Source organism: Saccharopolyspora antiqui, from assembly GCF_052246905.1.
In the GTDB taxonomy this organism is placed as follows: Bacteria; Actinomycetota; Actinomycetes; order Mycobacteriales; family Pseudonocardiaceae; genus Saccharopolyspora.
Genome location: NZ_JBQQBO010000002.1, coordinates 297,347 through 312,668, shown reverse-complemented (window position 1 = coordinate 312,668; position 15,322 = coordinate 297,347). Strand labels below are relative to the sequence as shown.

Genomic DNA, 15,322 nt, shown 5'->3' with positions numbered 1-15,322 from the left:
GAGGTGAAGGGCACCTTCTCCCAAGTAAGTTGGTGAAAGGTGCCCTTCACCCTTCACTCGAACGGAGAATCGGCGCGGGGTTCGGGTCAGCTGCTGCGGAGCATGAGGCCGACCTTCTGGAACTCCTTGAGGTCCCGGTAGCCGGTCTTCGCCATCGCGCGGCGCAGCCCGCCGAAGAGGTTCAGGGTGCCGTACGGGTCGCTGCTCGGGCCGAACAGCAACTGATCCAGGTCCGCGCCGGAACCCGCGAACCCGACGATCTCGCTGCGCGGCAGGCTCGGGTGCGCGGCCGCGGAAGTCCAGTAGTAGCCCTGCGCAGGTGACTCGGCCGACTCGGTCAGAGCCTCACCGAGCATCACTGCGTCCGCACCGCAGGCGATCGCCTTGGCGATGTCCCCGGAGTACGAAAGGCCACCGTCGGCGATCACGTGCACGTAGCGACCGCCGGTCTCGTCCAGGTAGTCGCGACGGGCCGCGGCCGCATCAGCGATCGCGGTGGCCATCGGCACCCCGATGCCCAGCACCTGGGTGGTGGTCGCCGCGCGGGACTGGCCGAAGCCGACGATCACACCGGCCGCGCCGGTGCGCATCAGGTGCATCGCGGTTCGGTAGTCACCGACCCCACCGGCGATCACCGGCACGTCGAGCTCGGCGATGAACCGCTTCAAGTTCAACGGCTCGCCATCGCGGGCCACGTGCTCGGCGGAGACGATGGTGCCCTGCACCACCAGCATCTCGACACCGGCCGCGAGCAGATCAGGGGTCAGCTCCTCGGCGTGCTGCGGGCTGACCCGGGCCGCCACCGTGACACCGGAGTCCTTGATCTGCTTCAGGGCGGTCCCGAGCAGGTCGAGCCGGATCGGCGCGGCGTGCAACTGCTGCAGGAGCCGGATCGCCGCCTCCGGATCGCTGCTCTCCTCGGCGGTGCGCACCACCTCGAACAGCTTCTCCTCGACGTTCTCGTGCCGCGCCCACAGACCCTCGGCGTTGAGCACGCCCAGGCCACCGAGCTCGCCGATGCGGATCGCGGTCGCGGGCGAGACGACCGCGTCGGTCGGATGCGTCACCAACGGGATGTCGAACCGGTAGGCATCGATCTGCCAGGACAGTGACACGTCCTTCGACGACCGGGTCCGCCGGGACGGCACGATCTCCACATCATCCAAGTCGTAGCCGCGCATGGCCGTCCGGCCCATGCCGATCTCAACCTGATCCCGCACCGTCGGTCCCTCCTCGCCCCGCACCGCTGTCCAACGAAACATTGTCTCTGCGGCATCCGCGTGACGTGCAACGGGGGCGTCCCCAGGCGACCGTGATCACTCCAGCGGGCCCGACCGGTCGGTGGTGATCAGTGGGTGGTGTAGTTCGGGGCCTCGACGGTCATGGTGATGTCGTGCGGGTGGCTCTCCTTGAGCCCGGCCGCGGTGATCCGCACCAGCTTCGCCTCCTGCAGCTCCGCGATGGTGCTGGAACCGGTGTAGCCCATGCCGGAACGCAAGCCACCGGTCAGCTGGTCCACGACCTGCGACAGCGGCCCGCGGAAGGGCACCCGCCCCTCGATGCCCTCCGGCACCAGCTTGTCCTCGGACAGCACGTCGTCCTGGAAGTAGCGGTCCTTGGAGTACGACTTGGTCTGGCCCCGCGACCGCATCGCACCGAGCGAGCCCATGCCCCGGTAGACCTTGAACTGCTTGCCGTTGACCAGCACGACCTGACCCGGCGACTCGGCGGTCCCGGCCAGCAGGCTGCCCAGCATGACGCTGCTGGCACCGGCCGCGATCGCCTTCGGGATGTCCCCGGAGTACTGGATCCCGCCGTCGCCGATCAGCGGCACGTCCGCCGGACGGCAGGCCATGCTCGCCTCGTAGATCGCGCTGATCTGCGGCACACCCACCCCGGCGACCACCCGGGTGGTGCAGATCGAGCCCGGTCCGACACCGACCTTCACCGCGTCGGCCCCGGCATCGACCAGCGCCTGCGCGCCCGCCCGGGTCGCCACGTTGCCGCCGATGACGTCGACGGAGTTGCCGAGTTCCTTCTTCAACGTCGCGACGGTGTCCAGCACGGCGCGGGAGTGCCCGTGCGCGGTGTCCACGACGAGCACGTCGACACCCGCGTCGACCAGCGCCATGGCGCGCTCGTGCGAGTCAGCGCCGACCCCGACCGCCGCGCCGCACAGCAGTCGGCCGTCCGGGTCCTTGGTGGCGTTGGGGTACTGCTCGGTCTTGACGAAGTCCTTGACGGTGATCAGCCCGCGCAGCTTGCCCGCGCCGTCCACGATCGGCAGCTTCTCGATCTTGTTCCGGCGCAGCAGCCCGAGCGCGGCTTCGGCGGTGACGCCGACCTGCGCGGTGATCAGCGGCGCGGCGGTCATCACCTCACGCACCCGGCGGGTGAAGTCCACTTCGAAGCGCATGTCGCGGTTGGTGATGATGCCGACCAGCGTGCCGTCCGGGTCGGTCACCGGAACACCGGAGATGCGGAAGCGGGCGCACAGCGCGTCCACCTCGGCGAGGGTGTCGTCCGGCGAGCACGTCACGGGGTCGGTGACCATCCCCGCCTCGGAGCGCTTGACCACCTCGGCCTGCGCGGCCTGCTCCTCGACCGACAGGTTGCGCTGCAGGATGCCGACGCCGCCCTGACGAGCCATCGCGATCGCCATCCGCGCCTCGGTGACGGTGTCCATCGCCGCCGACAGCAGCGGCACCCGCAGTCGAATGTTGCGGGAAAGCCGGGTGGACGTGTCGACCCCGCTGGGGATGACATCGGACTCGTCGGGCAGCAGGAGCACGTCATCGAAGGTCAGACCCAGCGTCGCGAACTTCGAGGGGAGGCCGGGTGCGGTGAGTTCGCTGGTCATGGCGAGGGATGTGCCTTCCTTCACGCTGTGTTCCACAAACCCGCCGCGGATGCGGCTCGGCTGTTGTAGGCGATCACGTCTTGCAACGTGGCATCGGCTGCGGGGATTCCCCCAATAATAGAGACCACAGGTCAGGGCCCGATTGCCCCGTCTGCGCAGGCGTGCGCCACACCACCGGCCAGGACACCCGGACCCACCAAACCCGCCCCGACAGCCCCATGCGGTGGGCGAAGCCGGTACCGTGCGGGCCGTGCCGCACGATCCGATGCCACCAGACCCGTTCGCGGGCGACCCGGAAGATCCGAGCATGGCACTCGGTGATCACGACGCCGACGACGGACGACCGATCGGCGACGAGGAACGGGCCGAACTGCTCGCCGACCTGACCGACCTCGCCGTCTACCAGGCGCTGCTGGAACCCCGTGGGATCCGCGGCATCGTGGTGGACTGCGCGGACTGCGGTGAATGCCACTACCACGACTGGGAACTGCTGCGAGCCAGCCTCGAACAGCTGCTGCACGACGGTCGGATGCGGCCGCACGAGCCGGCCTTCGACCCGAATCCGAGCGATTACGTCACCTGGGAGTACTGCCGCGGCTACGCGGACGGCGTGACGGAGCGAGAAAGCACCCGCTGACCAGCTTTTTCGGGCGAACAGCAGAAGAGGGGTTCCCGGCTCGGGAACCCCTCTTCTGCAATGCGCCGTTCGGAAAATCTTGATCAGGGATTGCTGCTGCTGTGCGGGAATAGGTCGGAACCCCAGCCGCTGGACGGGTTTTCCGAGCTGCCGCTGGTCTCGCTCGGCGACGTGCTGGTCTCGGTCGGCGCCGACGAACTCGGTGGCACCGAAGAGCTCTCCGTCGGGGGAACCGTCGATTCCGAGGGCGGCGGCGAAGGCGAAGGCGTCGGCGTCGGGTAGGGCTGCTGCGAAGTCTGCGGCTGGTCGTCCTGGTCCATCCGGGCGGTCAGCGAGGCGTGCGCGGCCCGCAGATCGGCCAGCCCGTGCTCGTCGTCGACTCCGCGCATCTGCTCCTGCGCGGAGCGCAGCGCGGCCTCGGCGACGGTCCGGTTGCCCCGGTCGATCGCGCCCTCGGCGGTGTTGAGGTCCTCGCGCGCCAGGCTCGCCGCCTGCACCGCGCGGGTGTGGTCGGTGTAGAGCACCTGCGCCACGCCCCACAGCATGTCGCCGGGCTGCGCGTCGCGAGCTGCCACGCCGACCCCGGTGAACGTGATCATCAGCACCGCGGCCGCAGTGGCCACCGGCACCAGGTGTCGCCGCTTGAGCCGACGGCGCGGGCGGATCCCCGCCGCGATCGCCGCGGCGGCGGCGTCCACATCGACGAGATCGCCGATCGGCGCGGCGTCGATGTCCTGCCGCCAGGCGATCAGCAATGCCTCCAGGCTGGGGCGATCGTCAGCGGTCGACGCGGCCACATCGGGGTTGGTGCCGCCGAGCGCGTCGAGCAACGCGTCGTCGGACTGCAGGGCGGTCAGGTCGATCGGGTCTTCGCCGAAATCGTCGAAGTCGACGAGTTCGTCGTTGATGTCGTCGTCCGGGCGCTGCCGGAAAGCAAGCACGTCGGCGCCGCCCGACTCAGCGGATGCGGCGTCGGTTTCGGTGGTTTCAGACTCGGCCGAGTCGGAATCCCGGTGGTTGTCGCTCAGTTCCGTTCCCTCGTCCGCAGACCCCGCTGCGGGAGCTGAGTCCCGCTCGTCCGCATTGTTCGAACGGTCCTCCTGCTGGCCGGACTCGACAGGGTCGTGTCCCGCCTGCTCCCCCTCGGGCCCCTTCCGCTCAGCCATTCAGACCACCTCCTCCGCGGACAGCGTCTTTCGCAACCGGGCCAACGCGCGGTGTTGTGCCACGCGTACCGCGCCCGGCGTCGAACCGACCGCTTCGGCGGTTTCCTCCGCCGACAACCCAACGACCACCCGGAGCAGCAGGATCTCCCGCTGCTTTGCCGGAAGGACGCGAAGCAGTTGCGCCATCCTGCCCGAAAGCTCACCCTGCATCGCCCGCTGTTCTGGTCCAGCCTCGGATTCCGGGGTGTCCGGAACGTCCGCGACCGGTTCGGAACGATTGCGGGCCAACGCACGGTGCGCATCAGCCACTTTGTGCGCGGCGATGCCGTACACGAACGCCAGGAACGGACGACCCTGGTCCTTGTAAGAGGGCAGCGCGGTCAGCACCGCGAGGCACACTTCCTGGGCCACGTCATCCGCCGAAGCGAACGACCTCTCGTTTCGTCCGACTCTGGCGCGGCAGTACCGCACCACCAAGGGACGGATTTCGGCCAGCAAGCGCTCGATCGACTGACGATCGCCGTCGACGGCGGCGCCTACAAGAGCGTCCAGCCCGTCCCCCACGTTGGTCATCGCAGACAGCAGCCCTGGTGTTACGCGTTCAAGCGATTCGGATTTGCCCGGCGGAAACCGCGTGCCCCGCACGCCGCGCCGAGCTCACCGTACCGGGCAAGGGGCGATCGTTGAACAGGGAGTGGGGGTCGAGGGCCGTCATCGTCACACATTCACATCTACCAGACGCTGGGTCCGGAGGCGTTTGTCCAGGCCACCGGGATCTTGGTGGATCGTGCGCGAGATCGGAGACGATCTTCACACGACCGGCGCGGCGAGGCGGACGGCAAGCATTCACCGGTTCGCCGCGGCAGCCGGTCGAGACCGGTTCGACCGATCAGCAGTGCTGTGGCTCGCGCCACGTCGGCGTTTCGGGTCCGAATCGGGACCACGCCGAAGTGGCGCGAGCCACAGCCGCTTTCACTACGTCAGCTCGCGAGCAGCCAACGCCCTCGCCGTGCACCGGCGGCTCGGTATCTCCGCCGCCGGAACGCCGCGATCAAGCGACGAGGCCGCGGCGGAATCCGTGCGCCACCGCCTGCGCACGGTCGCGCACGCCGAGCTTGCGGAACAGCCGGCGCGCGTGGGTCTTGACCGTGTCCTCCGAGAGGTAGAGCTCCCGGCCGATCTGCCCGTTGCTCTTGCCTTGACTCATGCCGCGCAGCACCTGTAGCTCGCGCTCGGTCAGCTGCACGCCGGGGTCCGACGGCTGCCGGGGCGCGGGCACCGAGGTGCTCGCCAGCGTGTGCGCCAGGGCCGCCACCAACTCCGGCCGGGACGCATCCCAGCGGAGGTAGCCGCGGGCTCCACCAGCGATCGCCGCGGCGATACTCGCCGCGTCGTCCGGCGCACCGAACACGATCACGTTCGCTTGCGGATGAGCCGAGACAAGCCGCCGAGTGGCCTCCACACCGTTGGGCACCGCGCGCTGGGTACCGACCAGCACGACGTCCACGGCCTGCCGCGAGAAGCGGGCCAGCAGCTCGTCACCGTGCGCAACACAATCAATTCGACTCACTCCGGGGACAGCAGACATCACACGAGTGAGCCCTTCCCGGACGCTACGTCGGTCATCGCAGATCAGGACCGTCGTCACGGGAACTCCTTCCTGCAGGCGAGTGACGTTCCACCTCCCCTATCGGACGCAGGCGCCCAAACCTTGACACGATCCGGTGCTTAATCCGTCAAGAAATTTCGCGCCGCCCCCGCCAGGGTCGGGTTCACCGGAACGGAGCAGCAGGGTCGGCCACTACCCGGCGCGGTAGCCAAGCACCCGCCATACCTGCGGTATTCACCCGATTGCACCCAGGTGCAACCGCATCTTCGCCCGTCCGCACGAACGTTGTCACTCTACCCGCATTTTCCAAGTGTGACTTAGGACACACGGCCTCAACTCAGCCCAGGACGGTCTCGGAAACACGCGTCACAGCGGTTTCCAACGAGCCGAGCAGCTCCACGTGCGCGGGCAGCGCTTCCTGCGCCCATCCGGCGCCCGCGACGAACGCTCGCGCGCGCTGCCGGGTGATCGGGATGTCCTCCAGCACCCGCGGCGAGGCGTAGTGCGATTGGTCGGACCACAACACCACGGCAGCGGGCGCGGAGCGGCGCACCGCCGCCGCCAGCCCCTCGCGCGGCAGCGCGGCGCCGAACAACCGGTGCCCGACGCGGTTGGCCGCCAACGCCGCCGCGAGCGCCACGAGTTCGAGTTCCTGCGCCTCACCCGGCACCGGCGCGAGCACCACCGGACGCGGATTGACCGGTGCCGGTGCGTTCGCGATCACCGACCGCAGCGCGGTGGAGGCGCAGTCGATCAACAGCTGCAGGACCTCGATGCCGGAGCCGGACCGCTGGCGTCGTTCGCTGACCGCGCGCAGCACCGGCTGCAGCATGCTCCGCCACGTCTCGACAACGCCGTCGGTGTCCATCGACTCGATCAGCAACCGCTGCACCGACCAGGAGTCCAGGGCGAGCGCCGCCCGCCCCAGGCCGCGGGTGCGCGGACCGGCCCCGGCGACCTTGAGCCCGCGCCCACCGGTGTTGGTGCCGCCGACGAACCCGAGGTCGCCCGCGCCGTCGAGGACACCGGACAACATCATCGGCCCGTCGCCGGAGCCGTCGGGCTGCGGTGGTTCGGCCGCGTCGGGATACCGCTGCGGCAGCGGAGCGGCGACGGCGCGGGCGTAGCGGGCGGCTTCTGCCGGTGACGCGCCGCGCAGCAGCGCGCGCTGCATCTGTTCCAGCCGCGCGATGTCGTCCGGGCCGTATCGGCGGTGTCGGCCGCTGGTGTGATCGCTTGGACCGAGCCCGTACCGGCGATCCCAGGTGCGCAGCGTGGCGGGCGCGACGCCGAGTCGTCGGGCCACCGCCGCGACGCTGAGCCGCGGCTGGTCGTCCGACGCGGCGCCGTCGGGGTTGTCGACCGGCCCCGGTTCGTCGATCGATTTGGGGCTGTCCTGTCCGCGCACAGGTTCCGGCCGCGTCGTCACGCGGGACATGTTCCGGATCTGGCCCGTGGAGAGCAAGCCGGTCACGGTGTCGATCTTCGAAACAAAAGATCACTCCAACGATGAACAGCTTTTGCCCAATAAGGGTTGAACAAGTTTTGGCGCGGTTTTACGGTTGGATCATGCGAGGCTGCGGCGGCCCGCCGCAGCGGGGAGGGGATCCACCGGTAGGAGGTGGTTGTCGCAATGGCAGACACTCGACGTCTTCCAGGACCGAACGCGGATATCTGGGACTGGCAGATACGGGGCTCATGCCGAGGTATGGACAGCGCGTACTTCTTTCATCCAGACGGCGAGCGGGGCCCGGCGCGGGCCCGGCGCGAGTCGAAGGCCAAAGAGGTGTGCCAGCACTGTCCGGTAATCGCGCAGTGCCGGACGCACGCGCTCGCGGTGCAGGAGCCCTACGGCATCTGGGGCGGGCTGTCGGAATCGGAGCGCGAGGTGATCATCAAGGCGCGCAAGAGGCAGCAGTTGGCGGTTGCGGCCAGCTGATGCGCTTGTGTCGGCTGCTGCGGCTCCAGCCGCGGTCGGCCGCCGGAGTCGAATGGCTACGAGGGGCGTCATTCGGCTCCGGGTAGGACGAAAAAGATCGGGGCGGCACCCGAACAAGGGGTGCCGCCCCGATCTTTTCGTGCTCCCGCCAGCGGCGTCAGCCGAGGCTCAGTGGCCGTGCCCGTGGCCGTGTCCGTGCCCGGCGGCCTCCGGCTGCTCCTCCGGCTTGTCCACGATCGCGCTCTCGGTGGTGATCACCATGCGGGCGATCGAGGCCGCGTTGGCGACCGCGGAGCGCGTCACCTTCAGCGGGTCCACGATGCCCGCCTGGACCAGGTCGCCGTACTCGTCGGTCGCTGCGTTGTAGCCCGCGCCCCAGTCCAGCTCGCGGACCTTGGACACCACGACGGCGCCTTCCTGACCGGCGTTGCTGGCGATCCAGAACAGCGGCGCGTCCAGCGCGCGGCGCACCAGCTGCACGCCGGTCGCCTCGTCACCGGTGAGGCCGAGGCCGTCCGCCAGCGCCTTGGCCGCGTGGATCAGGCTGGATCCGCCACCGGGGACGCTGCCCTCCTCGGCCGCTGCCTTGGCGGCGGCGACCGCGTCCTCGATGCGCGACTTGCGCTCCTTGAGCTCCGTCTCGGTGGCCGCTCCGACCTTGATCACCGCGACGCCACCGGCCAGCTTGGCCAGCCGCTCCTGCAGCTTCTCGCGGTCCCAGTCGGAGTCGGTGGCCTCGATCTCCTTGCGGATCTGCTCAGCGCGGTCCTTGACGTCGTCGGCCTTGCCGCGGCCATCCACGATGGTCGTGGTGTCCTTGGTCACGGTGATCCGGCGAGCGGCCCCGAGCACCTCCGGACCGGCCTCGGAGAGCTTGAGCCCGACCTCGGGGGCGATCACCTGGGCGCCGGTGGCGGCCGCGAGGTCGTCCAGGAACGCCTTGCGGCGGTCGCCGAAGTACGGGGCCTTGACCGCGACGACCTTCAGCGTCTTGCGGATCGCGTTGACCGCCAGGGTGGACAGCGCCTCGCCCTCGACGTCCTCGGCCACGATCAGCAGCGGCTTGCCGTTCTGCGCGATCTTCTCCAGCAGCGGCAGCAGTTCCTGCAGGTTGGAGATCTTCTCCCGGTGCAGCAGGATCTGGCCCTCTTCCAGCACCGCCTCCTGCCGCTCCGCGTCGGTGACGAAGTGCGGGGAGATGAAGCCCTTGTCGAACTGGACGCCCTCGGTGATCTCCAGCTCGGTGGCCAGCGTCGAGGACTCCTCGATGCTGATCACGCCGTCCTCGCCGACCTTCTCCATCGCCTCGCCGACCAGCGCGCCGATGGCCTCGTCCCGCGAGGAGACGGTGGCGATCTGGGCGATGTTGTCGCGGCCCTTGACCGGGGTGGCCTTGGCCTTGAGGGCCTCCACCACGGCGTCGGTGGCCGCCTGGACGCCCTTGTTCAGCGACGCCGGGTTGGCTCCCGCGGCCAGGTTGCGCAGGCCCTCCCTGACCAGCGCCTGGGCGAGCACGGTAGCGGTGGTGGTGCCGTCGCCGGCGACGTCGTTGGTCTTCGTCGCGACGTTCTTGGCGAGCTGGGCGCCCAGGTTCTCGAACGGGTCGCTCAGCTCGATCTCGCGGGCGATGGTCACGCCGTCGTTGGTGACCTGCGGTCCGCCGAACTGCTTGTCCAGCACGACGTGGCGGCCACGTGGCCCGAGGGTGATCTTCACCGCGTCGGCGAGTTGGTTGACGCCGCTTTCCAGCGCGCGGCGCGCCCGCTCGTCGAAGGTGATCTGCTTAGCCATGGTTCCAACAGCCCTTCATGGATGCCTGATCTTCTGGGGCGCTTGGGCCCGAACGTGCGACCGCCCCGGAGGTCCCGCGGTTGGGGACCGCCGGGGCGGCATCGGTCGCGTGGTGCGACGTCAGTTGACGACGGCCAGCACGTCGCGGGCGGAGAGGATCAGGTACTCCTCGCCGTTGTACTTGACCTCGGTGCCGCCGTACTTCGAGTAGATGACGACGTCGCCTTCCTTGACATCCACCGGGATGCGGTTGCCCTTGTCGTCGACGCGACCCGGGCCGACGGCCAGAACCTTGCCCTCCTGGGGCTTTTCCTTGGCGGTGTCCGGGATCACGATGCCGGACGCAGTCGTCGTCTCGGCCTCGCTCGCCTGGACCACGATCTTGTCCTCAAGCGGCTTGATGCTCGCCACGGTGTGACCTCCACCTTCTGGGGCCTTCGAAGCGTTGTCTGGGAAAAGACGGCTCCGTGGCTCCCCGCCGTCGCGGGTGCCGGGGCGCTCCGGCGCCGTTCTGCTAGCACTCTACCCATGAGAGTGCCAACGCTCAACAACCACCCGCATCCCCCGAATGTCGGATCGCCGCCCGGCCCGGTTCCGCGACGTGGGAGCCCGCCCCCGACGCGGCTCATCCCATCAGCTCGCCCAGCCGGATACGAGCCGGGATCACCCTTCGCCGGTCTTCGATCCGCGGTTGCGCGACGAACGAATGTGCCGACCAGGGCCGGGTGCGGCGGTAGCCATGACGAGTCCTCACTACGCCGATCTCGGCGGTTACCGATAGTAGCGAATTGGCCTGGTGGCGCCGCCACCTGGGATGTTGTCACAGACGATCAGCAGTGCGTGATCTTCGCAGGTAGATCGGCATGCGGGAAATGTCACCAAATGCCGCGAGGTGGTTTACGCCAAAGCGGTTCGGTGCCTTAGGTTGCCAGGCATGCCCGCCCTCTCGAAACCCGCGAACCGGCCGTGGGAGCGCCGCCCCCGACCAGCGCGACCCCCCGGCCCCTCCGCCCCTCCGACCCGGTCGAGCTGGCGTCCGAAGTGACGCCGCCGCCACCGCCGGTGACTCACTGCTCCGGCTGGTGGCGGTAGAGCTCGGCGTACCGCTGCGCCCGTTCGGCACGCTTGGCGGCCTGCGCCTCTTCGCGCAGCGCCCGGCCGGTGCCCATCGGGTAGCCGTGCTTGATCAGCCGGTATTCGCTGGTGTGCTCCAGGTACGACAGCGAGTACCAGAGCGCCAGGATGCTCCCGCCCAGCACCGCCATCACCGGGATCCACAGCGGCCCCGGCAGCAGCAGGAACAGCAGTCCCGGCGAGATCTGGACCAGGCTGCGGGCGAGGTGCCGCAGCACCCAGGTGCGGCAGGTGATGTCGTGCAGGACCCACTCCCGGCAGCGCTGCGGCAGTCGCCCGCCGAAGGCGTACCAGATCCACTGCGCCGGGTTGGGCCGGATTCGTTGTGCGTCGGCCACGTCCCCTCCTCCACCGAAGGCACCGAGAAGAACACCGATATACTAATGCTTAGCACGCTAATCATTAGCGTGATGGTCGGCACCTCGGCTGGAAGGAAGAACCGATGGCCTCGATCGACCTCGGCGAGGACCCGCTCGCCCTCGATCGCCAGGTGTGCTTCGCGCTGTCCGTCGCCTCGCGCAACGTCATCTCCCTCTACCGGCCACTGCTGGCGCCGCTGGGCCTGACGCACCCGCAGTACCTCGTGATGCTCGCGCTCTGGGAGCAGTCGCCGAGATCGGTGAAGGACCTCTGCGGCGCTCTGCAGGCCGACCCGGCCACGCTGTCCCCGCTGCTCAAGCGGCTGGAGGCGATCGGCTACCTGGATCGGCGGCGCAGCGCCGCCGACGAGCGGCTGCTCGCGGTCGAGTTGACCGGCAAGGGGCGGCAGCTGCGCGCGGAGGCCGAGAAGATCCCGTACCGCGTCGTCGAACTGCTCGGCATGCCGGTCGCCGAACTGGAACAGCTCAACGAAACGCTCGGCAAGGTGATCACAGCAACCCGCCAAGCCCTCGACGCCCAATGACACCGGCGGCGCACCGAAGATCACTGCCGCTGATCAACCACGAAATCGCTCAGCGTTGCGCCAGGCCGGGAATCGCGCTCCGCATTCGGTGGCGCCTGGACGAGGTCGTCGGCGATCAACTGCCCGAGCCGTTTCGCCCGGCCGACTAGAACGATCCGCACAACCTTCTCGCGATCTCGTGCCTCTCGCTCGGACGAGGCGGAGCATGATCGGACGATGAGCTGATCGAGCCAGCGGTGACTGTGCTGAATGGACGTTGCGAGCTGGTTCGCTTGCCCCATTTCGCCGGGAATTCACCAGATCCTCCGCTCATGTCGGTATTTTCTGGCATTCGATCGCGACACGGTCGAGTCCCGGAAGAGTCCGCAAGACGCTTGGAGGACTTGAGATGCCCGATTCCCCCAGCCCATTACCCAGCCGGGTCAGTCGCCGCGCCGTGCTGCTCGGCGGGGCCGCCGCGTTGGGTGCGACCGCACTCGGTGGATCCGCATTGGCCAACGCGCTGTCCCTGCCCGGCGCGGGCACCGGCCGCCGCCTCGCCGAGCCGTTCACCCTCGGCGTCGCCTCCGGTGATCCGCTGCCGGACGGGGTCGTGCTGTGGACCCGGCTGGCGCCGGAGCCGACCGCCGACGACGGTCTCGGCGGCATGCCCGACAGGGTCGTGCCGGTGCAGTGGGAGGTCGCCGAAGATGAGCAGTTCAGCACGATCGTGCAAAGCGGTGAGTCGGAAGCCGCGCCGGACCTGGGGCACAGCGTGCACGTCGAACTCGCCGGGCTGCAGCCGGGTGCGGAGTACTTCTACCGCTTCCGCGCCGAAGGTTCGATCTCCCCGGTCGGCCGCACCCGCACCGCGCCCGCGCCCGACGCGCTCGGCGAGCTGACCATGTGCTTCACATCCTGCTCGCACTTCGGCGAGGGCTACTTCACCGCCTACCGCCGGATGGCCGAGGACAACCCGCACCTGATCCTGCACCTCGGCGACTACCAGTACGAGTACGCCGCCAAGGACAGCGACGTGCGCGAGGTGCTGGGCCCGGAGACCCGGACGCTGGCCAACTACCGGCAGCGGCACGGGCAGTACAAGACCGACCCCGACCTGCAGCTCGCGCACGCGAGCGCGCCGTGGCTGGTGGTGTGGGACGACCACGAGACCGAGAACAACTGGGCCGACGAGACCCCGGAGCAGCCCGACGAAGGTTTCCTGGACCGCCGCGGCGCGGCTTTCCAGGCGTACTACGAGAACATGCCGTTGCGCAGCGGCGCCAAGCCCTCCGGCATCGATCTGCAGCTCTACCGCCGGATCCGCTGGGGTTCGCTGGTCAACTTCCACATGCTCGACACCCGCCAGTACCGCAGCGATCAGGCCTGCGGCGACGGGGTGCAGTCCGGCTGCACCGACCGCGAGGACCCGAACCGGTCGCTGACCGGCGCCGAGCAGGAGCAGTGGATCATCGACGGGTTCAACAGCACCACCGCGCGCTGGGACGTGCTGGGCCAGCAGGTGTTCTTCTCCAAGATCGACCTGACGCCCGGCGCCGAAGAGGGCTACAACATGGACGCCTGGGACGGCTACGTGGCCAACCGCGACCGCATCGCCGGCGCGATGGCCGACAGCGCGGTCCGCAACGGCGTCGTGCTCACCGGCGACGTGCACCGGCACTGGGCCGCGGAGATCAAGCGCACCCACGACGATCCGGAATCACCCGCCGTCGGCACCGAGTTCATCACCACCTCGGTCACCAGTGGCGGGGACGGCAACGACGACGGCAACGAGGACGTGCTCGCGGAGAACCCGCACGTGAAGTTCCACGCCAACCGGCGTGGTTACGTGCGCACCACGTTCACCGAGACCGAATTGCGCGCCGACTACCGCGTGCTGCCGTACGTGTCGGAGCAGGGCGCTGCGGCCGAGACCGCGCAGTCGTTCGTCGTCGAGGACGGCAGCCCGGTGCTCAACCCCGTTTAGCCCGCGTTGCGGGTAGCGGACGTTCAGGTGCCGGCTCGCCGCGGGACCGCCGACCCCGTGTCCGGTTGTGCCCGTGTCCGGTTGTCCCCGCGAGACGGCGCCTGACGAGTTCCGCGGCAACGACCCGTTGCCGGATGGTGTCGGTGGGCGTGGCGGTGTTGATCGCGCATCGTCACCGCGCACGCCCACCCGCCGCCGCGGCCGTCACCGCATTTACTGGAAATACACCCCCAACAGGTCAAACAACTCGTTCCAAATCGCGCCGCCAATCCGCGCGCTGGGATGCTTCTTTCATCTCGGCACGAGAGGATGGTCAACCGTGCACGAATCGGCGCCCACCGGGCTCGATCGGGAATTTGAATCTCTTCCTTTCACCGACCGCTGCCAAACGCTGTGGGATCAGGGCGATCACGCGCTCGTCGGAGTGAGTCCGGGAAACAGCTACTTCAGCGCGGCCCGCCTGACCGACCTGATGTCTTGGCTTGCCCGGTCCTTCTCCGCCATCGACATCATATATGCGGATCTGCATGTGGACACCACTATCCAATCCTTGGGATACCCCCCGGAACGTGCCCGAAAACGCGCCAACAAAGAACTCCAGGGCGTTCGAAGACGCATACGCCGAGCCCTGGAGAACTCCAAAACAGGAGACCGCAGAATACGTATCTCCGCGCTTTCCGAATTCCGCTCCAACTCTGTTTACCGGACCCTGCACGCGCGGCTCGAACATGCCGCTAGCACCGACCCGCTAATGCATCGGACCTGCGAAGACATGGTGTTGAACGTGTTGCGCGGACGACTCGCCGCCGACGCTCGCATCACCGATGATCAGCGTCGCGCCGGGATGGCCTACCTACTCGCCGAACTGCCATTCTTCATCGACACACCCGCAGTTCTCGGGGTGCGTTCCTCGGTTTCCTGCTACCACCTCCTCATGCCATTGACCGGAGTTCTCTATTCCGGCGCGGCGTCCATTCAAGCAGCTCGGAACCAGGCTTGTGCGGTGGTCCGCCCACTGGCCATTCCGCAACCGAGGTCGGCCGCATCCAGCGAGCTTCCGCTGGAACCGATCCGGGAAACCGCCGAAAGGAACTCCCCGTGACCATCTCTTTCCTACTCTTGGATTTCCCGTTTTCCCGACGCGACGATCTGCTGCCACTCGAATTCGAAATGCTGCGCGACACACCCATCACCCGAGTTCGCACCATCGCCGGTGCCGAAGCCTGGCTGGTAAGCAACCACGAGTTGTGTCGAAAAGTGCTTGAAGACCACCGATTCAGCTTGGCGGAAACCGCGTCCGCGACGGTTCCGCGACA

At 68.5% G+C, this 15,322-nt stretch carries 15 protein-coding genes; 5 read left to right on the top strand and 10 right to left on the bottom strand.

The window, feature by feature from the left end; translation table 11 throughout:
* Nucleotides 1-86 precede the first annotated feature (86 nt).
* Complete coding sequence (locus tag ACTWQN_RS06005; RefSeq protein ID WP_443202301.1) at nt 87-1,220, bottom strand: GuaB3 family IMP dehydrogenase-related protein; 1,134 nt, start codon at nt 1,218-1,220, stop codon at nt 87-89.
* A gap of 128 nt (nt 1,221-1,348) precedes the next feature.
* Complete coding sequence (gene guaB / locus ACTWQN_RS06000) at nt 1,349-2,860, bottom strand: IMP dehydrogenase (protein ID WP_443202504.1); 1,512 nt, start codon at nt 2,858-2,860, stop codon at nt 1,349-1,351.
* A gap of 265 nt (nt 2,861-3,125) precedes the next feature.
* On the opposite strand from guaB, the gene ACTWQN_RS05995 reads away from it, so the two are divergent.
* On the top strand, nt 3,126-3,497 hold the full coding sequence (locus ACTWQN_RS05995) for a DUF5319 domain-containing protein (RefSeq protein ID WP_443202503.1): 372 nt from the start codon (nt 3,126-3,128) through the stop codon (nt 3,495-3,497).
* Between the two features lie 83 nt (nt 3,498-3,580).
* Here ACTWQN_RS05995 and ACTWQN_RS05990 read toward each other — a convergent pair whose 3' ends face one another.
* The 4 genes from ACTWQN_RS05990 to ACTWQN_RS05975 form a co-directional block, all read right to left on the bottom strand.
* A complete protein-coding gene (locus ACTWQN_RS05990; protein ID WP_443202300.1) occupies nt 3,581-4,663 on the bottom strand; it encodes an anti-sigma-D factor RsdA in 1,083 nt (360 codons plus the stop codon).
* A complete protein-coding gene (locus tag ACTWQN_RS05985) occupies nt 4,664-5,236 on the bottom strand; it encodes a sigma-70 family RNA polymerase sigma factor (protein ID WP_443202299.1) in 573 nt (190 codons plus the stop codon).
* A gap of 478 nt (nt 5,237-5,714) precedes the next feature.
* Nucleotides 5,715-6,311 (bottom strand): response regulator transcription factor, encoded by a 597-nt coding sequence (locus tag ACTWQN_RS05980; RefSeq protein ID WP_029536209.1) that lies wholly within the window; start codon nt 6,309-6,311, stop codon nt 5,715-5,717.
* 298 nt (nt 6,312-6,609) lie between these two features.
* The gene (locus ACTWQN_RS05975) at nt 6,610-7,746 is read right to left on the bottom strand and encodes a MerR family transcriptional regulator (protein WP_443202298.1); all 1,137 of its coding nucleotides are present in this window, start codon (nt 7,744-7,746) and stop codon (nt 6,610-6,612) included.
* A gap of 159 nt (nt 7,747-7,905) precedes the next feature.
* Between ACTWQN_RS05975 and ACTWQN_RS05970 the strand changes: the two genes are divergently transcribed.
* Entirely contained in the window at nt 7,906-8,211 is a 306-nt protein-coding gene (locus ACTWQN_RS05970) for a WhiB family transcriptional regulator (protein ID WP_184726286.1), read from the top strand.
* A 168-nt stretch (nt 8,212-8,379) separates the two neighbouring features.
* Here ACTWQN_RS05970 and groL read toward each other — a convergent pair whose 3' ends face one another.
* The 3 genes from groL to ACTWQN_RS05955 all read right to left on the bottom strand — a co-directional run bounded on the left by groL (nt 8,380) and on the right by ACTWQN_RS05955 (nt 11,474).
* Nucleotides 8,380-10,002: a chaperonin GroEL gene (gene groL / locus ACTWQN_RS05965; RefSeq protein WP_443202297.1), complete on the bottom strand. Its 1,623-nt coding sequence runs from the start codon at nt 10,000-10,002 to the stop codon at nt 8,380-8,382.
* Nucleotides 10,003-10,122: 120 nt separating this feature from the next.
* The gene (gene groES, locus ACTWQN_RS05960) at nt 10,123-10,413 is read right to left on the bottom strand and encodes a co-chaperone GroES (RefSeq protein ID WP_010316109.1); all 291 of its coding nucleotides are present in this window, start codon (nt 10,411-10,413) and stop codon (nt 10,123-10,125) included.
* A 656-nt stretch (nt 10,414-11,069) separates the two neighbouring features.
* Complete coding sequence (locus tag ACTWQN_RS05955; protein ID WP_443202296.1) at nt 11,070-11,474, bottom strand: DUF5313 family protein; 405 nt, start codon at nt 11,472-11,474, stop codon at nt 11,070-11,072.
* A 104-nt stretch (nt 11,475-11,578) separates the two neighbouring features.
* On the opposite strand from ACTWQN_RS05955, the gene ACTWQN_RS05950 reads away from it, so the two are divergent.
* The 3 genes from ACTWQN_RS05950 (at nt 11,579) to ACTWQN_RS05940 (ending at nt 15,108) form a co-directional block, all read left to right on the top strand.
* Nucleotides 11,579-12,040 carry a MarR family winged helix-turn-helix transcriptional regulator gene (locus ACTWQN_RS05950; RefSeq protein ID WP_443202295.1) on the top strand — a complete coding sequence of 154 codons (462 nt, stop codon included), beginning with the start codon at nt 11,579-11,581 and terminating at the stop codon, nt 12,038-12,040.
* A 388-nt stretch (nt 12,041-12,428) separates the two neighbouring features.
* Nucleotides 12,429-14,006: an alkaline phosphatase D family protein gene (locus tag ACTWQN_RS05945; protein WP_443202294.1), complete on the top strand. Its 1,578-nt coding sequence runs from the start codon at nt 12,429-12,431 to the stop codon at nt 14,004-14,006.
* Between the two features lie 73 nt (nt 14,007-14,079).
* A complete protein-coding gene (locus ACTWQN_RS05940) occupies nt 14,080-15,108 on the top strand; it encodes a tRNA-dependent cyclodipeptide synthase (RefSeq protein ID WP_443202293.1) in 1,029 nt (342 codons plus the stop codon).
* Nucleotides 15,109-15,119: 11 nt separating this feature from the next.
* Here ACTWQN_RS05940 and ACTWQN_RS05935 read toward each other — a convergent pair whose 3' ends face one another.
* Nucleotides 15,120-15,278 (bottom strand): hypothetical protein, encoded by a 159-nt coding sequence (locus tag ACTWQN_RS05935; protein ID WP_443202292.1) that lies wholly within the window; start codon nt 15,276-15,278, stop codon nt 15,120-15,122.
* Nucleotides 15,279-15,322 lie beyond the last annotated feature (44 nt).